The 22747-nt window shown below is 63.9% G+C and carries 22 protein-coding genes; 2 read left to right on the top strand and 20 right to left on the bottom strand.

The window, feature by feature from the left end; all coding sequences use genetic code 11:
• Positions 1 to 18: 18 nt before the first annotated feature.
• From preA to AWB75_RS07075, 3 genes are all read right to left on the bottom strand, one after another.
• Positions 19 to 1305, bottom strand: coding sequence for an NAD-dependent dihydropyrimidine dehydrogenase subunit PreA (gene preA / locus AWB75_RS07085; protein ID WP_061123379.1), 1287 nt, complete (start codon positions 1303 to 1305; stop codon positions 19 to 21).
• 20 nt (positions 1306 to 1325) lie between these two features.
• The gene (locus AWB75_RS07080; RefSeq protein ID WP_061123378.1) at positions 1326 to 2660 is read right to left on the bottom strand and encodes an NAD(P)-dependent oxidoreductase; all 1335 of its coding nucleotides are present in this window, start codon (positions 2658 to 2660) and stop codon (positions 1326 to 1328) included.
• 86 nt (positions 2661 to 2746) lie between these two features.
• Positions 2747 to 4027, bottom strand: a complete 1281-nt coding sequence (locus AWB75_RS07075) for a Zn-dependent hydrolase (RefSeq protein ID WP_061123377.1) — start codon at positions 4025 to 4027, stop codon at positions 2747 to 2749.
• A gap of 375 nt (positions 4028 to 4402) precedes the next feature.
• Here AWB75_RS07075 and AWB75_RS07070 point away from each other — a divergent pair, with 375 nt between their 5' ends.
• Positions 4403 to 5107, top strand: a complete 705-nt coding sequence (locus tag AWB75_RS07070; protein ID WP_061123376.1) for a TetR/AcrR family transcriptional regulator — start codon at positions 4403 to 4405, stop codon at positions 5105 to 5107.
• Positions 5108 to 5289: 182 nt separating this feature from the next.
• On the opposite strand, the gene AWB75_RS07065 is transcribed toward AWB75_RS07070, so the two are convergent.
• The 17 genes from AWB75_RS07065 to AWB75_RS06985 all read right to left on the bottom strand — a co-directional run bounded on the left by AWB75_RS07065 (position 5290) and on the right by AWB75_RS06985 (position 21139).
• The gene (locus AWB75_RS07065; RefSeq protein WP_061123575.1) at positions 5290 to 5613 is read right to left on the bottom strand and encodes a DUF4148 domain-containing protein; all 324 of its coding nucleotides are present in this window, start codon (positions 5611 to 5613) and stop codon (positions 5290 to 5292) included.
• Positions 5614 to 5926: 313 nt separating this feature from the next.
• The gene (hutG, locus tag AWB75_RS07060; RefSeq protein ID WP_061123375.1) at positions 5927 to 6730 is read right to left on the bottom strand and encodes an N-formylglutamate deformylase; all 804 of its coding nucleotides are present in this window, start codon (positions 6728 to 6730) and stop codon (positions 5927 to 5929) included.
• An 8-nt stretch (positions 6731 to 6738) separates the two neighbouring features.
• Positions 6739 to 8130: a formimidoylglutamate deiminase gene (locus AWB75_RS07055; protein ID WP_061123374.1), complete on the bottom strand. Its 1392-nt coding sequence runs from the start codon at positions 8128 to 8130 to the stop codon at positions 6739 to 6741.
• On the bottom strand, positions 8127 to 8315 hold the full coding sequence (locus tag AWB75_RS38045; RefSeq protein ID WP_200822940.1) for a hypothetical protein: 189 nt from the start codon (positions 8313 to 8315) through the stop codon (positions 8127 to 8129). The genes AWB75_RS07055 and AWB75_RS38045 overlap by 4 nt, the downstream gene beginning before the upstream one ends.
• A gap of 41 nt (positions 8316 to 8356) precedes the next feature.
• Positions 8357 to 9052, bottom strand: a complete 696-nt coding sequence (gene hutC / locus AWB75_RS07045) for a histidine utilization repressor (protein WP_061123372.1) — start codon at positions 9050 to 9052, stop codon at positions 8357 to 8359.
• On the bottom strand, positions 9049 to 10578 hold the full coding sequence (hutH, locus tag AWB75_RS07040; RefSeq protein ID WP_061123371.1) for a histidine ammonia-lyase: 1530 nt from the start codon (positions 10576 to 10578) through the stop codon (positions 9049 to 9051). Before hutH ends, hutC begins: the two co-directional genes overlap by 4 nt.
• A 123-nt stretch (positions 10579 to 10701) precedes the next feature.
• Positions 10702 to 11181 (bottom strand): GNAT family N-acetyltransferase, encoded by a 480-nt coding sequence (locus AWB75_RS07035; protein WP_061123370.1) that lies wholly within the window; start codon positions 11179 to 11181, stop codon positions 10702 to 10704.
• A 125-nt stretch (positions 11182 to 11306) separates the two neighbouring features.
• On the bottom strand, positions 11307 to 11684 hold the full coding sequence (gene crcB / locus AWB75_RS07030) for a fluoride efflux transporter CrcB (RefSeq protein WP_061123369.1): 378 nt from the start codon (positions 11682 to 11684) through the stop codon (positions 11307 to 11309).
• 49 nt (positions 11685 to 11733) lie between these two features.
• Positions 11734 to 11952: a hypothetical protein gene (locus AWB75_RS07025; protein ID WP_061123574.1), complete on the bottom strand. Its 219-nt coding sequence runs from the start codon at positions 11950 to 11952 to the stop codon at positions 11734 to 11736.
• A gap of 89 nt (positions 11953 to 12041) precedes the next feature.
• Positions 12042 to 12866 carry a M55 family metallopeptidase gene (locus tag AWB75_RS07020; RefSeq protein WP_061123368.1) on the bottom strand — a complete coding sequence of 275 codons (825 nt, stop codon included), beginning with the start codon at positions 12864 to 12866 and terminating at the stop codon, positions 12042 to 12044.
• Positions 12863 to 13837 (bottom strand): DmpA family aminopeptidase, encoded by a 975-nt coding sequence (locus tag AWB75_RS07015; protein ID WP_061123367.1) that lies wholly within the window; start codon positions 13835 to 13837, stop codon positions 12863 to 12865. Before AWB75_RS07015 ends, AWB75_RS07020 begins: the two co-directional genes overlap by 4 nt.
• Positions 13834 to 14724, bottom strand: a complete 891-nt coding sequence (gsiD, locus tag AWB75_RS07010) for a glutathione ABC transporter permease GsiD (protein WP_061123366.1) — start codon at positions 14722 to 14724, stop codon at positions 13834 to 13836. Before gsiD ends, AWB75_RS07015 begins: the two co-directional genes overlap by 4 nt.
• A gap of 7 nt (positions 14725 to 14731) precedes the next feature.
• The gene (gene gsiC / locus AWB75_RS07005) at positions 14732 to 15652 is read right to left on the bottom strand and encodes a glutathione ABC transporter permease GsiC (protein WP_061123365.1); all 921 of its coding nucleotides are present in this window, start codon (positions 15650 to 15652) and stop codon (positions 14732 to 14734) included.
• A gap of 47 nt (positions 15653 to 15699) precedes the next feature.
• Entirely contained in the window at positions 15700 to 17250 is a 1551-nt protein-coding gene (gene gsiB / locus AWB75_RS07000; RefSeq protein WP_061123364.1) for a glutathione ABC transporter substrate-binding protein GsiB, read from the bottom strand.
• Between the two features lie 57 nt (positions 17251 to 17307).
• Positions 17308 to 19206, bottom strand: a complete 1899-nt coding sequence (locus AWB75_RS06995) for a dipeptide ABC transporter ATP-binding protein (protein WP_061123363.1) — start codon at positions 19204 to 19206, stop codon at positions 17308 to 17310.
• Positions 19203 to 20168, bottom strand: a complete 966-nt coding sequence (locus AWB75_RS06990; RefSeq protein WP_061123362.1) for an isoaspartyl peptidase/L-asparaginase family protein — start codon at positions 20166 to 20168, stop codon at positions 19203 to 19205. Before AWB75_RS06990 ends, AWB75_RS06995 begins: the two co-directional genes overlap by 4 nt.
• Complete coding sequence (locus tag AWB75_RS06985; RefSeq protein ID WP_061123573.1) at positions 20165 to 21139, bottom strand: MurR/RpiR family transcriptional regulator; 975 nt, start codon at positions 21137 to 21139, stop codon at positions 20165 to 20167. The genes AWB75_RS06990 and AWB75_RS06985 overlap by 4 nt, the downstream gene beginning before the upstream one ends.
• Before the next feature lie 175 nt (positions 21140 to 21314).
• On the opposite strand from AWB75_RS06985, the gene AWB75_RS06980 reads away from it, so the two are divergent.
• Positions 21315 to 22580 (top strand): mechanosensitive ion channel family protein, encoded by a 1266-nt coding sequence (locus AWB75_RS06980; RefSeq protein ID WP_061123361.1) that lies wholly within the window; start codon positions 21315 to 21317, stop codon positions 22578 to 22580.
• Positions 22581 to 22747: the final 167 nt, after the last annotated feature.

Raw genomic sequence — 22747 nt, 5'->3', positions numbered from 1 at the left:
CTCCGGTTGGCTACGCACTCATGCCGCTTTCGCGGGCTCTTGCGCATCGACGCGCGCGGGATTGTTCGGATGCGTGGTCCAGTTCGCGTACTCGCCCGCATCGACGCGTTCCATCGTGATGCACTGCTCGACCGGACACACGTGCATGCACAGATTGCAGCCGACGCATTCCGCATCGACCACTTCGAAATGACGCTTGCCGTCCTTCTCTTTCAGGATCGCCTGATGCGATGTGTCCTCGCACGCGATATGACACAGCCCGCACTTGATGCACTTGTCCTGATCGATGCGCGCCTTGATGTCGTACTTGAGATTGAGGTACTTCCAGTCCGTGACGTTCGGCACGGCGCGGCCGCATATGTCGTCGAGCGTCGCGTAGCCTTTTTCGTCCATCCAGTTCGAGAGTCCATCGGCGAGATCGGACACGATGCGAAAGCCGTAGTGCATGGCCGCCGTGCACACCTGTACGCTGCCCGCGCCGAGCACCATGAACTCGGCGGCGTCGCGCCATGAAGAGATGCCGCCGATACCCGAGATCGGCAGGTTCGGCGTCTCGGGATCGCGCGCGATCTCGGCGACCATATTGAGCGCGATCGGCTTCACCGCCGGGCCGCAATAGCCGCCGTGCGTCCCTTTGCCATCGACGCTCGGCATCGGCGCCATCTGATCGAGATCGACCGCGACGATCGAGTTGATCGTGTTGATGAGCGACACGCCGTCCGCGCCGCCCTTGAATGCAGCACGCGAGCCCATGCGGATATCGCTGATATTCGGCGTGAGCTTCACGAGGCACGGCAGCCTGGTGCCTTCCTTCACCCACCGCGTGACCATCTCCACATACTCCGGCACCTGCCCGACGGCCGCGCCCATGCCACGCTCGCTCATCCCGTGCGGGCAACCGAAATTCAGTTCGACGGCATCAGCGCCCGTGTCTTCCACTTGCGTGAGAATCCACTTCCAGTCTTTTTCATTGCACGGGACCATCAGCGAGACGATCAGCGCGCGGTCGGGCCAGTCGCGTTTCACCTGTTCGATTTCGCGCAGGTTCACGTCGAGCGGACGATCGGTGATCAATTCGATGTTGTTCAGCCCCGCGATGCGCTGTCCGTTCCATTGCACCGCGCCATAGCGCGAGCTCACGTTGACGACGTGCGGATCGAGCCCTAGCGTCTTCCACACGACGCCGCCCCAGCCCGCCTCGAACGCGCGGTTGACGTTGTACGCCTTGTCGGTCGGCGGCGCGGACGCAAGCCAGAACGGATTCGGCGAGGTGATGCCGGCAATTTTGCAAGTCAGATCAGCCATGTCGTTTGTCTCCTTTTCGGTCAGGCGGCTTTGATCGCAGTCAGCTCGAACGACGCGTCGATGGACGCCGCCGCGAGCTTGCCGTCCTGCACGGCCTGCACGGTGAGATCGAGTCCTTCGTGTGTCGCGCAATCGCCCCCGGCCCACACTTTCGCGAGCGTCGTCTGACGGTTTTCATCGGTGACGATGCGCCCGCCATCGAGCGTCAACAGCTCCTTGTCGATGCCGACCGGCACGAGCGTCTGGCCAATCGCCTTCAGCACCATGTCCGCATCGATGACGAAGCGCTCGTCGTTGCGCTCGAACTCGACGCCAGTCACGTGACCGTCATCCGCGATCAGGCGCACGGGCTTCGCATGCGAGACGATCGTCACGCGATTGGTCTGCGCGAACTCGCGCTCGGCCCACGTCGCGCTCATGTTTTCCACGCCGCGCCGATAGGCCATCGTCACGCTGGTCGCGCCGAGTTTGGCGGACTGCACGCAGGCATCGACAGCGGTGTTGCCGCCGCCGATCACGACGACGCGCCGCCCGACCGGCACGCTCGCGAGATCATCGGCCTGACGCACGCTTTCGATGAAATCGACCGCGTTCATCACGCCATCGAGCGATTCGCCTTCGAGCGCCAGTTCACGCACGCCCGCGAGCCCGAACGCGATGAACACCGCGTCGTATTGCTTGCGCAACTCGTCGACGGTGAAGTCACGGCCGAGCGCTTGATTCGTCCTGATCTCGATGCCGCCGATCGAACACAGCCATTCGATCTCGCGCTGCGCATACTCCTCGACTGTCTTGTACGCCGCGATGCCGTATTCGTTGAGACCGCCCGGCTTCGCGCGCGCATCGAATATCACTGCGCGATGGCCGGCCAATGCCAGCCGATACGCGCACGCCAATCCCGCCGGCCCCGCGCCGACGATCGCAACGCGCCTGCCCGTCTCCGCCGCGCGTTTGAACAACGGCTCGCCTTTCGCCATCGCATGATCGGTTGCATGACGCTGCAGCGCGCCGATCTTCACGGGCTCATCGCCCGGATGATTGCGCACGCAACTCCCTTCGCAAAGAATCTCGGTCGGACACACGCGCGCACACATGCCGCCGAGCGGATTCGCCGAAAGAATATCGACGGCCGCGCCCTTCAGATTGCCGTTGCCGATCTTGCGGATGAAGCCGGGAATGTCGATCTGCGTCGGGCACGCCTGCACGCACGGCGCGTCGTAGCAATAGTGACAGCGGCTCGCAGCAGCAGCGGCTGCGGTGGCGTCGAGCAAAGGCGCAACGTCCGAGAATTCGCAGGCGAGCTGTTCCGGCGTGAGGCGATGGCTCGCGATATCGCCGATTGCTTTTAGGGTCATGCGCGTTCCTTTTTTTAGGCGTGGGGTGCCTTTCGTCCGCGCGTGGAAACGCGGACGGCGGGAATACGAGAACGGAAAAATGCCGCTTATGAAGCCGGTTCCGACGCACGCTCCAGCATCGCGTGCAAGAGCACGTTCGCGCCCGCTTCGATCCACGCTTCGGTGGCGTCTTCGATTTCGTTATGGCTGATGCCGTCGACGCAAGGCACGAACACCATCGACGTCGGCGCGACCTGCGCGAGATAGCACGCATCGTGTCCCGCGCCGGACACCATGTCGCGATGCGAATAGCCGAAGCGCTCCGCCGCCGCGCGCACGGACTTCACGCACGCCGCATCGAACCTGACGGGCTCGTAGTAGAAGATCTGTTCGAGCTCGGTCGACAAACCGATCTCGCCCGCGATGCGGCCAACACCTTCGCGCAACGCGGCGTCCATGCGCGCAAGCACGGCATCGTCGGGATGACGGAAGTCGACGGTGAAGAACACGCGCCCCGGAATCACATTGCGCGAGTTCGGGTGCACCTGCATCATGCCGACCGTCGCGCACGCGAGCGGCGCATGGTCGAGGCCGATGCGGTTCACCAGATCCACGACGCGCGCCGCGCCCAGCAGCGCATCCTTGCGGCGCGGCATGGGTGTCGGGCCCGCGTGCGCTTCCTGGCCCGTCAGCGTTATTTCGTACCAGCGCTGGCCTTGCGCATCGGTGACGACGCCGATCGTCTTGTCCTCGGCCTCGAGAATCGGCCCTTGCTCGATGTGCAGTTCGAACGCCGCATGCAGCTTGCGGCCGCCGCACGGCACCTCGCCCGCATAGCCGATGCGCTTCAGTTCATCGCCGATCGTCTTGCCATCGACATCCTTGCGCGAAAGGCCGTAGTCGAGCGAGAACACGCCCGCGAACACGCCCGACGCGACCATCGCGGGCGCGAAGCGCGAGCCTTCTTCATTGGTCCAGATGACGACTTCGATCGGATGCTCCGTCTCGATGCCGCGATCGTTGAGCGTGCGAATCACTTCGAGTCCGCCGAGCACGCCGTAGATGCCGTCGAAGCGCCCGCCCGTGGGCTGCGAATCGGCGTGCGAGCCGGTCATCACGGGCAGCGCATCGGGATTGCGGCCCGCGCGGCGCATGAACACGTTGCCCATCTGATCGACGCTCACCGTGCAGCCCGCTTCCTTCGCCCAGCCGACGATGAGATCGCGACCTTCCTTGTCGAGGTCCGTGAGTGCGAGTCGGCAGACGCCGCCCTTCGGCGTCGCGCCGATTTCGGCCATCGTCATCAGGCTGTCCCATAGACGCTGACCATTCACCTTGATGGACGTATCGAGACCAGCCTCTCTGATTGCATCCGTTACCACGTTCATTCGCCTCGCTCCTTACGATCGACTTCGTATGTGAGTGACTTCGTTTCGTGCATGCCGGGCGCTTGCAGTGCGATGCTGCACGCACGCGGTGCACGATTTCTGTGATGCGATGAATGATGCGAACGACGCGCTTCTTCGGCCGATGCGAGCGCTTGCCAAATCCTGTCCGGTTGGACAGGTTGTAGCCGATTAAAATAAGCAAATCAACGTCTTTCGTGCGCGGACAGACACGGAGAAGATAAAGCGATTAGCGTGCCATTGCGATGCAGCATCGGCGGGCATTCGATTCCATGGCTTTTACGTCGCGATGCAGCGCCGCGTGCATCGGCGGCGTGAATCAGGCACGATGCGGCACACACGGCAAATAATTCGACGATGAGACACGACGACGTGGCTGACGGCATCACCGGAAACGAGAACGCGCCACCTTTGCGGCGGCGCAAGGCACAGATTCGCGAGAGCAACGAAGCGCACTTGCTCGCGTGCGCCGAAGAAGTCTTCGCGGAGAAGGGACTGGAAGGCGCGAGCACGGCGATGATCGCGGAGCGCGCCGGCCTGCCGAAGGCCAATTTGCATTACTACTTCCCGACGAAGCTCGCGCTCTATCGCCGCGTGCTCGAAGACCTGTTCGAAGACTGGCATCGTGCGGCGGACACCTTCGAATGCAGCGACGATCCCGTCGAAGCCATCGGCGGCTATGTGCGCGCGAAGATGGCGTTGTCGCGGCGCAGGCCGCTCGGCTCGAAGGTGTGGGCGAGCGAGATCATCCACGGCGCGCATCACATGCAGGACATTCTCAACGAGCGCGTGAAGCCGTGGCTCGATACGCGCGTGACGGTCATCGAAAGCTGGATCGCCCGCGGCCTGCTCGCGCCTGTCGAGGCGGACACGTTCATGTTCATGATCTGGGCGATCACGCAGCACTACGCCGATTTCGATGCGCAAATCCGCGCGCTCAAAGGCAAGCGCGCATTGACGCGCAAGGCGTTCGATGAACAAACGGAGGAAGTCGTACGCCTGGTGATTCGCGCGTGCGGCGCGGTCTCACCGTGCGTCGAAGAGAAAGAACGCGCGCAATGAAAAACGCCGGCCGCTTCGATAGCGGCCGGCGTTCGCTTTACTGCTTGCTGCTTGCAACTCATTGCGTACTGCCGTATTGCCAACTGCGGTACTGCTACTGCATTTCTCGCAAGTACTGCTCTTTCTGACATCTACTGCAACCGCTACTGCCAGGCACTTCTACTGCCACCACTCACCTTCGATCAGTGACCGAAGTACACCGAATTGCGATCCGTCATCGACACGTTGGCGCGTGCGACCGGCGCGACGGCGCCCGATTGCGACGTGCCCGAAGCCGAAGGACCGTAAGCCGAACCACCGTTTTCAGCGTTCACACGAGCTTGAGCGGCCTGAAGGTCTTCCGGATAGTTGACGCGATCTTGCGACGGGTTGTAGCCAGCCTTCTCAAGCTGCACCAGTTCAGCGCGGACCTGAGCGCGCGTCACCGGCGCATTGCTTTGCGCGAACGCGAAAGTCGGCGCGGCAAGAGCGGTGGCGATGACGAGTGCGGGAACGAATGCCTTGATCATGATGAACCTCCAGTAGTCTTGTTTTGAAATCGAAACTCGAATCGGAAGCTTTTTAAGTCGTTTCTGATTTCGTTTCGCTTGAAGACAGTGTAGGAGGCCGACGACCTAGGGGAAACCCCAATTCGCACGAAACTTAATTGTTGGATTCGCAACAATGCGTTTCGCAGCGTCCAGCGCGCGGGGAGCGTGCGCATCCATTAACTCATTGTTTTTATGAAGTTATTCTTAGCAAATGTGGACACGAAATCGCGATCGCAGCGCAATCCGTCATTGCGGCCGCGCCAGCCAATCGCCACTCTCGTGCCAGCGTCTAGGCTGGTGTTACGAACGCAAGCGCAGCCGTCACCAGTTCGCGCAGTAGCGGCTGAACTTGATTCGCCCGCGCCTCGTCGTAAGCAAACGGCGACGTCTCTTCCATGTAGCTGCGCTGCGTCAGCTCTAGCTGAACCGCGTGGACGCCTTCTCCGGGCCTGCCGTAGCGCCGCGTGATATAGCCGCCTTTGAAGCGCCCGTTCGCGACCGTCGAATAGCGTCCGTTGAGCTCGACGATTTGCGCGAGATGCTCGGCCAGCCCCGGCGCCGCCGACGCGCCGTCCGCCGTGCCGAAATTGAAATCGGGCAGGCGGCCATCGAAAAAGCGCGGCACGACCGAGCGGATCGAATGCGCTTCCCAAAGCAGCACGCGGCCATGCGCCTGCCGCAGCGCTTCGAGCTCGCCGGCGAGCGCATCGTGATAAGGCTGCCAGTACATTGCGCGGCGCGCATCAATCTGCTCGCGCGACGGCTCGTGGCCCGGCTTGTAGAGCGGCGCCTTGTCGAAGGTGTCGGTGGGACACAGCCCCGTCGTGTCGCGGCCAGGATAGAGACTGGCGTCGTCGGGCGGACGGTTCAGATCGATGACATAACGCGCGTACGTCGGCGTCAGCATCGACGCGCCGAGGTCGCGCGCGAACGCATACAGCTTTTCCAGATGCCAGTCGCAATCCTCGGTGCGTTTCGCGATGGGCGTCATCTCGTCGGCGAGCGCGCAGGGAATCTCCGTGCCGCGATGCGGTATCGAGATGAGCAGCGGCGCGCTGCCGCGTTCGAGCGTGAAGATCGAAGAGTCGTTCATGGATGACCTCAGCCCAGCAAGCCGCGCAATGCCTCCCGATAACGCGCGAGCGCTTCGCCTTCCTGCGCATGATGGCGCCCGTCGATCACCTTGCGGCCCGACACGAAGACATCGCGGATCGGCGTGTCGCCATGTTCGCAGAACACCGCGCTCGACAGCCACGTGTCCGGCTCGTGCCCGCCGATGCCCGGATGGGCGTCGTCGAGCACCAGCCAGTCCGCGCGCGAACCCGCCGCGAGCGCGCCGACGGGCCGCCCGGTCGCGTGCGCCCCGCCGTCGAGCGCGGCGTCGAAAAGACGCTCGGCGGGGCGGCTCTGCGTCGTCGATGCGAGCACGTTGCGCTGGCGTCGGCACAGGCGCTGTCCATATTCGAGCAGACGTAGCTCCGAGCGCCAGTCGACGCCGACATGACTATCCGAACCAATGCCGATGCGCCCGCCCGCATCGAGATAATCGCGCGAAGGAAATACGCCGTCGCCGAGATTCGCCTCGGTCGTCGGACACAAGCCCGCGACCGCGCCGCTCGCAGCGAGACGCGCGCACTCGTTCGCGTCGATGTGCGTTGCGTGCACGAGGCACCAGCGCTCGTCGACATTGAAGCGTTCGAGCAGCCATTCCACCGGACGATGCCCCGTCGCGGCGACGCACGCCTCCACTTCGGCGACCTGCTCCGCAACGTGGATGTGCACCGGCGCATGACCGAAGTGTCCTTTGAGCCCTTCGAGCAGCGCCGCGAGCGATTCGCCCGCGACCGCCCGCAGCGAATGCGGCGCGACGCCGTAGCGCCGCGCGCCGTTTTCGGGCCGCGCGGCAGCGAGCGTGTCGATGAGCGCGAGCAGCGTGTCGGGTGTGTTCAGAAAGCGCCGCTGATCGTCGCGCGGCGCGCTCTTGTTGAAGCCGCTGTACTCGTACAGCACCGGCAACATCGTGATGCCGATGCCCACGCGCTCGGCCGCATCGACGACGCGTTCGGCGAGTTCCGCGCGGTTCGCGTAAGGCGAGCCATCGGGTGCGTGATGCACGTAATGAAATTCGCACACCGACGTATAACCCGCCTTCAGCATCTCGATATAGAGCCAGTGCGCGATATCCGCGAGCGATTCGGGACCGATGCGCGCGGCGAAGCGATACATGAGATCGCGCCAGCTCCAGAAGGTATCGGCGACGCTCGCGCGATATTCGGTGAGACCCGCCATCGCGCGCTGGAACGCGTGAGAGTGCAGATTCGGCATGCCGGGCACGACCGGCCCCTTCGACCGCTCGACGCCCGCCGGCGCCGCGCTGCCCGGCGCGACACGCACGAGCGTGCCGCCTTCGTCCCATTCGAGAAGCACGTCGCGCCGCCAGCCGTCGCCGAGGCGCGCGTGATCCGCAAAGAATGCGCGATTCGCAGCGTTCATGTCCGTCCCCTTCTTTTATGGATGCGCGGCTGCTTTCCGAGCCGTTCGCCGTTTTTACAACCTGTCCCTATCGATTGTGCAGCCGCGCGATCGAGGCGCAGCGTGTCGCCTGCTTCGAGCATATGGCGCGTGCCGTCGTCGAGCTTGATGTCGATCCGGCTATGCGCGCGGAGAAAGAGGAGCATGAAGCGCGCCGGACCGCCCCGCCGCGCGAATCATCATGCGATTAGAAATGTCCGGTGAATTGGTAACGATCGCCCGGATGCCAGAGATTCGCGACCGAGGCGACCGCATCGCGCGACCACGTGCGCCGATGCAGCATCAGACACGGTTCGTGGTCCTTCATCGCGAGCGCCTCGCGAATCTCAGCCGTGGGCACCGACGCCTCGATCCGGTACTCGACGCGCTGCAGCGGCGCGGCGGACATCAGGTACTGGTTCGGCGTGATCGTCGTGAAATCCTGGCGTGCGTATTCGGGCGCGAGCACGGGATTCACGTAGCGCTCTTCCATCTGCACCGGCTCGTCGTTCTCGAAGTGCAGCACGCGCGAATGAAACACCGGGCTGCCTATCGTGAGATGCATTTCGGCGGCGAGCGTTTCATCGACGATCGATGCGCCGAGATGCAGCACCTGCGCGCGATACACATGGCCGCGCGCGACGATTTCATCGGAAATACTGCGAATCTCGACGAGCGTCGACGCGTATTTCGGCTGCGCGACGAAGGTGCCCGCGCCCTGCACGCGCGTGAGCACCTGATCGGCGGTCAGCTCGCGCAGCGCGCGGTTCACGGTCATGCGCGCGACCTTGAACTCGCGCGCAAGCTCGTTCTCGGAGGGCACCTGATCGCCCTCCTTCCACTCGCCTATGTGAATGCGCCGGAGAATGTAGTCCTTGATCTCCTGGTACGCGGGCGTGTTCATACAGGCTCTTCGGACGCGAACGCGAGCGGGCTGTGCTGCCCGATCACGCCGTCCTGCACGAGCGTCGCGATCGCAGCGATGTCCGGCGCGAAGTAGCGGTCCAGATCGTAGTGCGGGACGTGCGCGCGCAGCGTTTTCATCACTTCGAGCAGGGGCGCGCTGGTCTGATGCGGCGCGCGCAGATCGACGCCCTGCGCCGCCGCGAGCAGTTCGATCGCGAGAATGTTCGCCGTATTGCTGGCGATGTCGCCGAGCTTGCGCGCGGCGAAGGTCGCCATAGAGACGTGATCTTCCTGATTTGCGGACGTCGGCAGCGAATCGACCGATGCCGGATGCGCGAGCGTCTTGTTCTCCGACGCAAGCGCCGCCGCCGTCACGTGCGCGATCATGAAGCCGGAGTTCACGCCGCCGTCGCGCACGAGGAAAGGCGGCAGGCCGGAGAGCGTCGCGTCGATCAGAAGCGCGATGCGGCGTTCCGCCAGCGCGCCGATTTCGGCCGCGGCGAGCGCGAGATTGTCGGCGGCGAACGCGACCGGCTCCGCGTGGAAGTTGCCGCCCGACAGCACTTCGCCGGTGTCGGGGAAGATCAGCGGATTGTCGGAGACGGCGTTCGATTCGATCAGCAGGACTTCAGCCGCGTGGCGCATCTGGTCGAGACATGCGCCCATCACCTGCGGCTGGCAGCGCAGGCTGTACGGGTCCTGAACCTTCTCGCAATCCGCGTGCGACAGGTTGATGCCCGATCCCTTCAACAACGTGCGATACGCGGCGGCGGCCTCCATCTGCCCGCGATGCCCGCGCAGCTCGTGGATGCGCGCATCGAACGGCACGACCGAGCCCGCCGCCGCATCCACCGACAGCGCGCCCGCGACGAGCCCGGTGCGGAACAGATCTTCGATCGCGAACAGGTTGTACAGCGCCAGCGCCGCCGAAGCCTGCGTGCCATTCAGCAACGCGAGCCCTTCCTTCGCCTGCAGCGTGAGCGGCTTGAGGCCCGCGACCGCCAGGCCGTCGAGCGCGCTCGCGCGCTCTCCGCGAATCGTGACGTCGCCGAGGCCGAGCAGCACCGTCGACATATGGGCGAGCGGCGCGAGATCGCCCGATGCGCCAACCGAGCCCTTGACCGGGATGACCGGCAACACGTCGGCATTGAAAAGCGTGATGAGGGCGTCGATGACTTCGCGGCGGATGCCCGAATGACCGCGCCCGAGGCTCGACAGCTTGAGCGCCATCAGAAGCCGCACGACCGGACGCGACATCGGCTCGCCGACGCCCACCGCGTGCGACAGCACCAGATTTTTCTGCAGCAGTTCGAGCTGGTCAGCCGGAATGTGCGTGTTTGCGAGCCGTCCGAAGCCCGTATTGATGCCGTAAGCCGGATCGCCCTTCGCGGCGATCGCGGCGACGGCGCGCGCGCTGGCGTCGATCGCATCGAAGCTCGCGGGATCGAGTTCGAGCGTGTCCGAACCTCGCGCGATGCGGCGCAGTTGCGGCAGAGTCAGCTTTCCGGGCGTGAGCGTGATCATGATTCGTCCTGTCTATACAAGTTAGACTCAAGTCTAAACGGGCGAGAAGGACGAAACAAGGGGATATCCGGGATAATCACTAGGATCGCCCGGATGATTTGAAGAGTCTTGTCTAGACAGATTTTACGATTCCAGCACCTTTTCCATCACAAACTGGATGAAGCGCTGTTCACGCACGATGACCGCGCGCGCGAGCAGCATCGTGAAGCCGCAATATTCGAAGAACGGCCGCCCCGTGACGCTCGAGTAAGTGTGCAGCGTGGTCAGGCCGAGCTCCTCCGCTTCGGCCTCGATGCGTGCGAGCAGAGACGTCGCCACGCTTTTGCGCTGATGCCTCGGATCGACGAACATCATGTCGATCAGACCGTTCTTTCCGAGATCGGCGAAACCGGCGAGCTCGCCGTCGACGAGACCGACCCACGTCGGGCGGCTCACGCGCGCGAGCTCCCATTCGTCGCGGTCGGCTTGCGCCCAGGCTTCGATCTGCGCTTCGTTATAGTCGGCCGAAGCCGTTTCGCGAACGGCGCGTTGGAACAGATCGATCACACCGTCGAGATCCTTGGCACGATACGGTCTGACTTCGATGAGCGGCAGCCCTGGCATTTCATCACCTTCGTTACTGTCAAAAGAAAAAACCGCTGCAAAAGCAGCGAGGGTCTAGCGTTGAAAAACGCGGAAAAAGTGTGTGGATTACGCTGGAACGGATAGACGCGCCGCCGGTTCGCTCTTCAGGAAGCCGCCGCGACCGTCGCGATGCCGAGCACGGTCATCAGGAGCGATGCGCCAACGTGCATCGCGATCTCCGCGAGCGCCCAGCCGAGCCGCCCTTGCTGCAGATGCGCGACCACTTCGGAAGAAAACGTCGAAAAGGTGGACAGCCCGCCCATCAGCCCGGTGATGATGAAAAGCCGCCATTCGATCGAGATATCGGGAAAGCGCGCGAAAAAGGCAACCGCCACGCCGATGATGTAGCCCGCGATAACGTTCGCCGCGAACGTGCCGAGCGGAAGATTCGGAAATATCGCATTAAGGCGCAGACCGAGAACCCATCGGAGCAGCGATCCCAGTCCGCCGCCGAGCCCAACGGCGATGATCGACAGATACATGAAATGTGTGAAATCGTTCGAAATTAACTGCGGTTCGACATTAACTGCATTAAGCCTCGCGAGCGAGCCGGTCGATCAGCGCACCGCGGCTCGGCTCGACGATCCAGCCTTCCCTGTGCCGCACATGCGCCGCCCAGGTGCCGTCACGCCGCGCTTCCCAGCAGCCGGCGTCATGGCCGTCGATGAAAAGCGAGCCGCGCACGACGAGTTGCGGATCGGCGGGATCGAGCACCTCGTCATCGTTGTGTTCGAGCTTCACGGTGTGCATGAGCGTCGTCTGCAAAAATACGTCAAAACCAGAGCCAGCCTTGCGAGTGGCTCCATTCTAACGATACTCAAAGCGCGTGGTTCAAACTCTCACCGTATCATGAAGGACATTGCCGACAGGCAATTGAGTATTCGCACGATGTGTTCGACCGAAGGCGCGTCGAAAGCGAGCGTCACCGCATCGAGGCGCTCGAGCGTCGGCCACTGACAGAACAGATCGGCGAACGCGGTCGTTTGCGTGCGCAGTTCGCATCGATGTTCGGTGCGCGCCGGCCGCCGCGCGTGACCCGATGACGCCGCGCCCTCGATCGTCTCGCGCGCGGCGAGCCGGATCGCTTCGCACGCTGCCGCCGGCGTTTCGGTCACGCCGCTCGAATAGCCGTGCGCGGTCTTCACGCAGAGAAAACGCGCGCCGGGAAATGCGGGCAGCGTTTCGACGCCGAACACGTCGTCGCCGGTCAAAAGCGCGATGCGCGCGCCGTGCTCTTCGGCGAGCCTGCCGTAGAGTCCGGCCTCGCCGACCTCGTCGCCGTCGAGCGAAACACGCGCGAACGCGGCGCTGTTGATCGTATGCGCGAGAATGCCGCGGCTTTGCGCGCGCGCGTGATAGCCGACCATGAACACCACTTCCGGCGAAGCCTCCAGCCCCGCCATCATGCCGAGCGTGCGTGGCTTGCCGAGCACGAGGCGCGCGCGCTGATCGAGCAGATCGGGCATCAGGTTGCGAAAGCCGCCGTGCGAGTCGTTGATCCACACTTGCGTCGCGCCGCCATCGAACGCACCTTCAGCGGCCGCGTTCGCCTCGCGCGTCATCCAGCGGCGCGCCTGTTCGTACTCGACGTTGCCCGGCCGCGTCTGCTCCGGATGGAATACACCCGCGATGCCTTCGATATCCACCGAGATCAGCACTTTCATGTTCGTGTTTTCAATGCTTCGTTGAGCGATATGCGCCTGTGGCCGTCGCGGCCGGCGACCGTTTCGGCGCTGAAGAGCGCGTCGAGAATCGCCTGCTCGACGCTGTCGGCGGCGGCCTGAAACAGCGGATCGAGCCGCGCGTCGCTGATGAGCGGCGGCAGCGCGATGAACTCCGCATCGTGCGGCGCCGTGTACGCGGTCGTGAACGCCAGCGCGATATCGCCGCTGCCGTGACCGTAGACCGAGCCCGTGCGCGCGAGGCCGGCCGCGGCGCGCGTCGCGACGCGGCGCAGTTGGCGTGCGTCGAGCGGTGCATCGGTTGCGATCAGCATGATGATCGAGCCTTGCTCGGGCTTCGCGTGCCCTTCGGCCTGCAGTCTTCGTCCGACGGCTTCGCCCGCGAGGATCAGTTGCGGCAAACGTCCGAAGTTCGCGAGCACGAGCGCGCCGATCGTATAGGCATGTTCGCCGATGCGCGCCACACACGAAGCCGAACCGATGCCACCCTTCAGTTCGAAGCACGACATGCCGCGCCCCGCGCCCACCGCGCCGCGTGCGAAATCCGCGCTGCATGCATCGAGCGCGCTCGCGTAGTGCGCTTCGTCGATGGCGAACGCCTGCATGTCGTTGAGATAGCCGTCGTTGCATTCGAACACGAGCGGATTCACGCTCGGCTCTTCGCGTCCGATGCGCGGATTCGCAGCGATAGCCGCGCGAATCTGCGCATTCGCCACCGTGCCGACGCCGAACGTGTTGGTCAGCGCGATCGGTGTTTCCAACACGCCGAGCTCGTCGACCTGAACGAGCCCGACGCTCTTGCCGAAGCCGTTGATCACGCACGCCGCGGCCGGCACCTTGTTGCGATACACATCGCCGGCGTGCGGACGAATCACGGTGACGCCGGTCTGAATCGCGCCTTGTGCGAGCGTGCAGTGACCGACCGTCACGCCCGCGACGTCTGCAATCGTCATGGCCGGTCGAGCTTCGGATCGAGCGCGTCGCGCAGGCCGTCGCCGAGCAGATTGAACGCGAGCACCGTGAAGAAGATCGCGAGACTCGGGAAGATCGCGACGTGCGGCGCCATCGCCATGTCGGCGCGCGCTTCGTTGAGCATCGCGCCCCACTCGGGCGTGGGCGGCTGCGCGCCGAGTCCGAGGAACGAGAGACTCGCCGCCGTGATGATCGACGTGCCGATGCGCATCGTGAAGTAGACGACAACAGACGATATCGTGCCCGGCAGAATGTGACGCGCGAGTATCGTCCAGTCCGATGCGCCGATGCTCTTCGCCGCCTCGATATACGTGAGGTGTTTCAGCGCGAGCGTATTCCCGCGCACGAGCCGCGCGAACGCGGGAATGCTGAAGATCGCGACCGCGCACACGACGTTCACCATGCCGTTGCCCAGGATCGCGACGACGCCGATCGCGAGCAGAATGCCAGGGAACGCGAACAGCACGTCGGCGATGCGCATCACGATACGATCCCACCAGCCTTCGTAGTAACCGGCGAGCAGCCCGAAGAAGGTGCCGATCACCGCGCCGATCACGACCGAGAGCAAACCCGCGGACAGCGAGATGCGGCTGCCGACGAGAATGCGGCTCAGAATGTCGCGTCCCAGCGAGTCGACGCCGAACCAGTGCGCGGCGGAAGGACCGGCGTTCAGCGCGTCGTAATCGAAATAATTCTCCGGATCGTAAGGCGCGATATACGGCGCGATGATCGCGATCACGATCAGGAGCAGCACGAAGCCCGCCGCTAACATCGCGACATGCTGCCGTTTGAACTTGCGCCAGAATTCGGTCCACGGCGTGCGGATTTCCTGCGCGGCGGCGACCGGTGTTTCGGCTGTTGCGCTCATCGGGTCCTCACTTGAATCGGATGGTCGGATTGATGATCGCGTACAGCACGTCCACGACCAGATTGATCACGATGAACTCCAGCGAGAACAGCAGCACTTCCGCCTGAATCACCGGATAGTCGCGCATCTCGACCGCATCGACGAGCAGGCGCCCGAGGCCCGGCCAGTTGAACACCTTCTCGACGACGATCGAGCCACCGAGCAGAAAGCCGAACTGCAGGCCCATCATCGTGACGACGGGAATCATCGCGTTGCGCAGGCAATGCTTCACGATGACCATCGGTTCGTGCACGCCCTTCGCGCGCGCGGTGCGCACGAAATCCTCGCCGAGCACTTCGACGAACGACGCACGCGTGAAGCGCGCCATCACCGCCGCGACCGCCGCGCCGAGCGTAATCGATGGAAGCACGTAAGCCTTCCACGTGCCGTCATCGACGATCGGCAGCCAGCCGAGCTTTACCGAAAAAATTTCCATCAGCAGCATGCCGAGCGCGAAGGCGGGGAACGAAATGCCCGACACCGCGAGCGTCATGCCCAGGCGATCCGGCCAGCGATTGCGCCAGACCGCCGACACGATGCCGATCGCCATCCCCAAGACCACCGCCCACACCATGCTCGCGATCGTGAGCCACAACGTGGGCATGAAACGTTCGGCGATTTCCGTCGATACGGGCCGCTTGCTGCGCGTCGACATGCCGAAGTCGAAATGCGCGATCTTGCCGAAGAAGCCGACCAGTTGCTGCGGCAGCGGCTTGTCGAGGCCGAGATCGGCGCGCACGAGGGCGACGGTCGCTTCGTCGGCTTCCGCGCCCGCGGCGAGACGCGCGGGATCGCCTGGCAGCATGTGCACGAAGAAGAACACCAGCACCGCGACGATGAAGAGCGTCGGCAGCAAGCCTAACAAGCGTTTGGCGATGAAATTGAGCATCGTTGTCAGTCAGATGCGGCCGGGCGGCGAAGCCCGGCCGGCAGCGATCACTTGATCGCGATCTCGTCGAAGCTGAACGAGCCGTCGGGCATCACATACGCGCCGGACAGACGCTTGCTGCGTGCGTACACGACCTTTTCCGTGACGAGAAAGATCCACGGCGCATCGGCCCAGATGCGTTTCTGCGCATCAGCGTAGAGCTTGGCTTTCTCGCCGCGGTCGGTCGTCGCGAGCGCCTTCTGCAAGTCTTCATCGACCTGATCGTTCTTGTAGTACGCCGTGTTGAAGAGCTTCGGCGGGAAGGAACCGCCGCTCAACAGCGGCGAGATCGCCCAGTCCGCTTCGCCCGTCGACGATGACCAGCCGATGTAGAGCATGCGGACCGGCGCGGTTTTCGGATCGGGCGCGCTTTCGATGCGCTGCACGCGCTGCCCCGCTTCGAGCGCTTCGACCGATGCCTTCACGCCCACTTGCGAAAGCTGCTGCTGCACGAATTGAATGATCTTCTGCGCCGTCGTGTGGTTATAGCCGGACCACAGCACGGTTTCGAAACCGTTCGGATAGCCCGCTTCCTTCAGCAGCTCGCGCGCCTTCGCGGGATCGTATTTCCAGGGGCCGAGCTTCGGCGTCGCGTAATCGACGCCTGGCGGCACGACGCCTTCGGACGGCACGGCATAACCGGCGAACGCGACCTTGACGAGCGCTTCCTTGTTGATCGCGTAGTTCATCGCCTCGCGCACCTTCGGGTTGTCGAAGGGCTTTTGCAGCGTGTTCATGCTGACGTAGCGCTGAATGATCGACGGCGCCGCGATCAGATCGACCTTCGGGCTCGACTTGAGCGAATCGGCCTGCTCGAACGGAACCGAGAACGCGAAGTCCGCCTCGCCCGTCTTCATGAGCGCGGCCCGCGTGTTGTTATCGACGACCGGCTTCCAGTCGATCATGTCGATTTTCGGCAAGCCCTTCTTCCAGTAGCCCGCGAACTTCTTCACCTTCAGGTCGTCGGTCTGCTTCCATTCGACGAACTCGAACGGCCCCGTGCCGACCGGATGGAACGCGATCTCCTTGCCGTACTTTTGCAGCGCGGTCGGCGAGATCATCACCGCCGACGGATGTGCGAGCACGTTGATGAACGCCGAGAACGGAATCTTCAGCGTGATCTTCACCGTGTACGGATCGATCACTTCGGTCTTCTCGATCTTGTTGAAGAGGTTGTAGCGCTTGAGCTTGTTGTCCGGATTCGTCACGCGGTCGAACACGGCCTTCACGGCGTCCGCGTTGAAGTCGGTGCCGTCGTGAAACTTCACGCCCTGGCGCAGCTTGATCGTGTACACCTTCGCATCGGGGCTCGCCTCGTAGCTCGTCGCGAGCACGTTCTGGATCTTCATGTCCTTGTCGAAACCGAAAAGGCCCTGATAGAACGACTTCGCCACCGCTTGCGAGAGCGTGTCGTTGGCGTCGTACGGATCCATCGTCGTGAAGGTCGAGGCGACGGCCATCACGGCGGTGCTTTGCGCATGCGCGGCGACGGGCGCGAGGGCGGTCAGTGTGGCGAACGCGCTTGCTGCGAACATCGCGCGCAATTGAAAAGTCGGCATCGTTGGACTCCTTGTTGAAGTGCTTTTCGAGGTGCTCTCAGTTGCTCTCGGTTACTTTCAGTACGCGCCGCCGACGTGATGCTCGGCAACGTAATGATCCGGTCCTACCGCAACCAGTTTTGCGACGATGGGCTCATCGCCGAGCTTGCGGATCGGGCTCGGTATTTCGTCGGCGGCGAGCATGCGTTTCGCATGCCGTCGAGAAGGATCGGCGACCGGCACCGCGCTCATCAGCTTCCTCGTGTACGGATGACGCGGCGCCTCGAACACGGCCGCGCGCGGCCCGATCTCGACGATCTGCCCGAGATACATGACGGCCACGCGATGACTCACGCGCTCCACGACCGCCATGTCGTGCGAGATGAAGAGATACGCGACACCGAGTTCGCGCTGCAAATCCAGCATCAGGTTGACGATCTGCGCGCGCACGGACACGTCGAGCGCGGAAACGGATTCGTCGGCGATCACGACTTTCGGGTTGAGCGCGAGCGCGCGTGCAATCGCAATGCGTTGCCGTTGACCGCCCGAGAATTCATGCGGATAGCGCTGCGCGGCCTCCGGCGGCAGGCCAACTTTTTCGAGCAGCCAGTCGACGCGCGCCTGCGCTTCCTTCCCGCTCGCGACGCCATGCACGAGCAGCGGCTCCATCACAGAAAAGCCGACCGTCAGACGCGGATTGAGCGACGCGAACGGGTCCTGAAAGATGAACTGGATATTGCGCCGCAGGGTTTGCAGCGCGTGGCCTTCGAGCTTGCTGATGTCGCGCCCGTCGAATTCGATGGAACCGCTCTGGCTCTCGACGAGCCTCAGCAGCGAACGTCCCGTCGTCGACTTGCCGCAGCCCGATTCGCCGACGAGCGCGAGCGTTTCGCCCGGACGCAGCTCGAAGCTCACGCGCTCGACCGCATGCACGGCCGCCGTCGTGCGCCCGAACAGGCCGCTCTTCACCGGAAAGCGCGTGACGAGGTCGCGCACGCGCAGGATGGGCTGCACGGTTTCATCGACGGCCGGCTGCTGTTCCTTCTCGACCGCTTCCGATGGCCGCAACGCGCTCGCATCGTCCGGCGCAATGTCCACGGGTTCGACTTCGAGGATCGGAAATTTCGCGGGCCGGTCAGTGCCGCTCATCGCGCCGAGCGTCGGCACGGCGGCGAGCAGCGCCTTCGTATAAGCATGGCGCGGCGCGTGGAATAGCGCGTCCGACGGCGCTTCTTCCACCTTCTCACCGCGATACATCACGAGCACGCGATCCGCCACTTCCGCGACCACGCCCATATCGTGCGTGATGAAGATCACGCCCATGTTCATCTCGTCCTGCAGGCCGCGAATGAGTTGCAGGATCTGCGCCTGAATGGTGACGTCGAGCGCGGTGGTCGGCTCGTCGGCGATCAGGAGCGCCGGCTTGCACGACAGCGCCATCGCGATCATCACGCGCTGGCGCATGCCGCCCGACAACTGATGCGGATAACGTGCGAAAACGCGCTTCGCTTCGGGAATGCGCACGAGATCGAGCAGACGCAGCGCTTCGTTGCGCGCTTCGGAATGGCTCTTGCCCTGATGCAGCGCGATGGCTTCCGCGATCTGATCGCCGACCGTGAACACCGGATTGAGCGAGGTCATCGGTTCCTGGAAGATCATCGCAATATCGGCGCCGCGCACGCCGCGCATCGTCGCCGATGACGCTTTCGCGAGATCGAGCACACGGCCGTTGCGCCCGCGAAACACAATGCTGCCCGCGACGATCTGTCCGCCGCCGCGTTCGACGAGACGCATCAGCGCGAGCGACGTGACCGACTTGCCCGAGCCCGACTCACCGACGATCGCGAGCGTCTCGCCGCGATCCACGGTGAACGATATGTTGCGCACGGCTTCGACCGTGCGCGAGCGCGAGCGAAACGAGACCGACAGATCGCGCACATCGATCACGCGGGAATCGGGCAAGGTCAGTGTCGTCATCGATAGATCGCTGTAAAAGGCGTCTCGCCCACACGCGCGAAACCGCGATACATGCCTTCCGTGTTGAACGGCAGCACGACGTTGCCCTTCGCATCGACGGCGACGAGTCCGCCGCGTCCTTCGATGCGCGGCAGTCTGTTCATCACGACATCGTTCGATGCGTCTTCGAGCGACACGCCGCGATATTCCATCTGCGCCGCTACGTCGTAGGCCGCGAGCATGCGCATGAACATTTCGCCCGTCCCGGTGGTCGATACGGCGCAAGTGGCGTCGTTCGCGTAGCAGCCCGCGCCGATCAACGGCGCATCCCCGACGCGGCCCGCCTGCTTGTTTGTGATGCCGCCCGTCGATGTCGCCGCCGCAAGATGGCCGTGCGCGTCGAGCGCGACCGCGCCGACCGTGCCGAACTTCTTGTCGGGATCGATGGGGTCGTTATCGAAAGCGAATTGGGTCGTCGCGTCATGATCGAGCATCGTGCCCGATGTGCCGCGCGCCTTCATCCATTGCTGATAGCGCGCTTCCGTATAGAAGTACGATGGATCGACGAACTCCAGCCCCTGCGTTTCTGCGAACGCTTCCGCGCCCGCGGCGGTGAACATCACGTGATCGCTCACGTCGAGCACGCGGCGCGCGGCGAGCACCGGGTTTTTCACGCGCGTCACGCAACTGACGGCGCCGGCTTCGAGCGTCGCGCCGTCCATCACGGAGGCGTCGAGCTCGTGCGTGCCCGCCGCGGTGAACACCGCCCCGTGGCCCGCGTTGAAGAGCGGACAGTCTTCGAGCAGGCGCACCGCTTCGGTGACGGCGTCGAGCGCGCTGCCGCCATCGGCGAGCATGCGTTCGCCCGCACGCAGGATTTCCGTGAGCGCGGCGTGATAGCGCGCTTCGGCTTCGGCGTTCATCGCGCTGCGCAGGATCGTGCCCGCGCCGCCGTGGATCGCAATGACTGGTATGGCCTTCATGATTCGCGCGGTTCCGTGTGAATGGGTCTTTTCGCGTGTGCGCGGCGCTTGGCGTGCACGGCGTGCGGCTCTCGTGAAAGCGACGGCGCGACGAGCCAGGGCAGCACGAATTCGGTCAATCCCGACGCCGCCTCGACCGAACGCTTGGCGCGATGCGCAACCGCATCGCACAGTGCTTCGATGACCGCGAGCACCGCCGTGTCGCAATTCGCCGCCAGCCTGCGTTCGGCGCGGATCGCGAGCACGAGGTCCGCGACTTGCGCGAGCGGCGACGCGGCGGTGTCGGTCAGCGCGACGACGCGCAAGCCGTGATCGCGCGCGAGCCGTGCGAGCACGATGGTGTCGTCGACGTAACGCGGAAACGCGATCGCGATGAGCACGTCTCCACGCGCTGCCGTGAAAAGCCGGCGCGCCGCGTGCGACGGCCCGCCCATCAGCGCGAGCGACTGCACGTTCGCGCAATACGGCGTGAGCCCGTGCTCCATCAGCCCGGCGAGAAACGCGCTCGCGCCATAGCCGATCACGAAGACGCGCGGCGCGGCAAGAATCGTGTCGATGATCGCCTCGGCCCGCGCGCCATCGACGGATGTCTGCGCCAGACGCACGTTCGCCGCCGCCTGCGCGAGCGAGGCATCGAAGACTTCGGCGCCGCTCGCCGGCGATTCGAGCGCGGTGCGCAGCCGCTCGACCGGCGCGATGGTCGCCTCGAAGCCGCGCACGAGCGCCTCGCGAAACGCCGGATAGCCGGAAAAGCCGAGCGCGCGCGCAAACCGGTTCGCCGTCGCGACCGACGCGCCCACCGCGCCCGCCAGTTCGTCGATGCGCATCGTCGCCGAGCGGAACAGGTTGGCCAGCACGAATGCACCCATGCGCCGATGGATCGGCGTGAGCGTCGGCATGGCCGCGGCGATGCGCGCCGCGATCAGATCGTCTGCGCTCGCCGGCGCATGAACCGATAAGGAACGGGACATGAAACGCTCTGCTGACGTTGCCAGAGTGGCGATGAAAGTATATTTACTCGAAAACCCCGCCGAAAAAAATTCATTTTCATCGAACTCGGGTTTTCGATAAGACGTGCAAGGCAGCAGCTTGCGCTGCACGTTCATGCACAATACCGGGCGCACTGCCCCGCTCTCACCAATACGTATGAATTTCGACTTTCTTCCCGATCCGCTGCCGCAGCAACTCGCCGCTCATCCTTGGGCGCAACTGGTCGCGGGCTTCGTCGCGCTCGCGCTGATCGCGCTCTTCGTGCAATGGGTGGTCGCGCGCATCGTGCTGGGTATCGCGCATCGTTTGCTCGTGCTCGCCGGGCATGCGAAATGGGATCGCGCGTTCGTCAAGCGCCGCGCTTATCACCGGCTCTGGTATGCGGTGCCGTTCGCGACGGTCGCGCTCGGCATCAGCGACGTGCCGCGCATCGGTCACTGGGCCACGTTCATCGAGCGCGTCGCGCATGCCGGCGCGTGGATCTGCGTATTCCTCGCGGCCGGCAGCGCGCTCTCCGCGTGGCAGGACGTCTATGCGGAAAGCAAGGAAGCGCAGACGCGCTCGATCAAGGGCTATATCCAGATCGGCAAGCTGGCGCTCGCGCTCGTGTGCGGCGTGCTGGTGCTCTCGATTCTCATCGACCGCTCGCCGCTCTGGATGCTCTCCGGGCTCGGGGCGCTCTCCGCCGTGCTGCTGCTCGTGTTCAAGGACACGTTGTTGTCGCTGGTGGCGAGCACGCAGTTGACGTCGAACGACATGCTGCGCATCGGCGACTGGATCGAAATGCCGCAAGCCGCCGCCGATGGCTTCGTAAAGGACATCGCGCTGCACACGGTCAAGGTGCAGAACTGGGACAACACCGTGACGACCGTGCCGACCTACAAGCTCTTTTCGGAGAGCTATCGCAACTATCGGCATATGTTCGAATCGGGCGGCCGGCGCATCAAGCGCACCCTGCGGCTCGACGCGCAATGCGTGCGCTTTCTCACGGACGAAGAGACCGCGCGACTGAAACGCTTTCGCCTGCTGCACGATTATCTGGAGCAGAAGCAGACCGAGGTGGAGATGGCGAACCGCAATCTCGGCGAGCTCGCGAACGAGCCTGCGAACCGGCGGCGGCTCACGAATATCGGCACGTTTCGCGCGTACGGGCTCGCGTATTTGCAAAGGCATCCGGAAATCCGTCAGGACATGGCGATGATGGTCCGTATGCTGGAGCCCGAATCGCATGGCATTCCGATCGAGGTCTACTGCTTCACCGCGACGACCGCGTGGACGCAATACGAGCGCATTCAGGGCGACGTGTTCGATCATCTGCTGTCGATCCTTCCGGAGATGGGCCTGCGGCTCTATCAGGCGCCTTCGGGTGCGGACATGACCGGCTTCGCGGGCCGTCTGCGCGGCGAGATGCCGATGCTCTGATTCGCCTCGCCGCAAGCGCGCCGCAAAGAATCAGGCAAGAATCCTCCACTTTTGTGTATTCACGTTGACGCTTCCCGTCCGTACGATCTAACCATCGCCGATGCGCCCGTTTTCCGCAGCTTCCCAGCCGCGGTGGCGTCGCTTTTTCTCGCATCGCCATTCAATCG

The organism is Caballeronia catudaia (genome assembly GCF_001544755.2).
GTDB lineage: Bacteria > Pseudomonadota > Gammaproteobacteria > Burkholderiales > Burkholderiaceae > Caballeronia > Caballeronia catudaia.
The sequence above is the reverse complement of the archived record's forward strand: the minus strand, read 5'-3'. Positions and strand labels throughout refer to the sequence as shown.

What these genes read in the sequence shown, in the direction of transcription:
- hutC (WP_061123372.1), bottom strand. Translation starts at nt 9,052, where the DNA reads ATGAACACGCCCGCGTACCAGGAGATCAAGGACTACATTCTCCGGCGC.
- AWB75_RS07080 (WP_061123378.1), bottom strand. Translation starts at nt 2,660, where the DNA reads ATGACCCTAAAAGCAATCGGCGATATCGCGAGCCATCGCCTCACGCCG.
- AWB75_RS07020 (WP_061123368.1), bottom strand. Translation starts at nt 12,866, where the DNA reads ATGAAAGTGCTGATCTCGGTGGATATCGAAGGCATCGCGGGTGTATTC.
- gsiD (WP_061123366.1), bottom strand. Translation starts at nt 14,724, where the DNA reads ATGAGCGCAACAGCCGAAACACCGGTCGCCGCCGCGCAGGAAATCCGC.
- crcB (WP_061123369.1), bottom strand. Translation starts at nt 11,684, where the DNA reads ATGTATCTGTCGATCATCGCCGTTGGGCTCGGCGGCGGACTGGGATCG.
- AWB75_RS07025 (WP_061123574.1), bottom strand. Translation starts at nt 11,952, where the DNA reads ATGCACACCGTGAAGCTCGAACACAACGATGACGAGGTGCTCGATCCC.
- AWB75_RS07075 (WP_061123377.1), bottom strand. Translation starts at nt 4,027, where the DNA reads ATGAACGTGGTAACGGATGCAATCAGAGAGGCTGGTCTCGATACGTCC.
- AWB75_RS38045 (WP_200822940.1), bottom strand. Translation starts at nt 8,315, where the DNA reads ATGCTCCTCTTTCTCCGCGCGCATAGCCGGATCGACATCAAGCTCGAC.
- hutG (WP_061123375.1), bottom strand. Translation starts at nt 6,730, where the DNA reads ATGAACGACTCTTCGATCTTCACGCTCGAACGCGGCAGCGCGCCGCTG.
- preA (WP_061123379.1), bottom strand. Translation starts at nt 1,305, where the DNA reads ATGGCTGATCTGACTTGCAAAATTGCCGGCATCACCTCGCCGAATCCG.
- AWB75_RS06985 (WP_061123573.1), bottom strand. Translation starts at nt 21,139, where the DNA reads ATGTCCCGTTCCTTATCGGTTCATGCGCCGGCGAGCGCAGACGATCTG.
- gsiB (WP_061123364.1), bottom strand. Translation starts at nt 17,250, where the DNA reads ATGCCGACTTTTCAATTGCGCGCGATGTTCGCAGCAAGCGCGTTCGCC.
- AWB75_RS07035 (WP_061123370.1), bottom strand. Translation starts at nt 11,181, where the DNA reads ATGCCAGGGCTGCCGCTCATCGAAGTCAGACCGTATCGTGCCAAGGAT.
- AWB75_RS07055 (WP_061123374.1), bottom strand. Translation starts at nt 8,130, where the DNA reads ATGAACGCTGCGAATCGCGCATTCTTTGCGGATCACGCGCGCCTCGGC.
- gsiC (WP_061123365.1), bottom strand. Translation starts at nt 15,652, where the DNA reads ATGCTCAATTTCATCGCCAAACGCTTGTTAGGCTTGCTGCCGACGCTC.
- AWB75_RS07015 (WP_061123367.1), bottom strand. Translation starts at nt 13,837, where the DNA reads ATGACGATTGCAGACGTCGCGGGCGTGACGGTCGGTCACTGCACGCTC.
- AWB75_RS06980 (WP_061123361.1), top strand. Translation starts at nt 21,315, where the DNA reads ATGAATTTCGACTTTCTTCCCGATCCGCTGCCGCAGCAACTCGCCGCT.
- AWB75_RS07070 (WP_061123376.1), top strand. Translation starts at nt 4,403, where the DNA reads ATGAGACACGACGACGTGGCTGACGGCATCACCGGAAACGAGAACGCG.
- hutH (WP_061123371.1), bottom strand. Translation starts at nt 10,578, where the DNA reads ATGATCACGCTCACGCCCGGAAAGCTGACTCTGCCGCAACTGCGCCGC.
- AWB75_RS06995 (WP_061123363.1), bottom strand. Translation starts at nt 19,206, where the DNA reads ATGACGACACTGACCTTGCCCGATTCCCGCGTGATCGATGTGCGCGAT.
- AWB75_RS06990 (WP_061123362.1), bottom strand. Translation starts at nt 20,168, where the DNA reads ATGAAGGCCATACCAGTCATTGCGATCCACGGCGGCGCGGGCACGATC.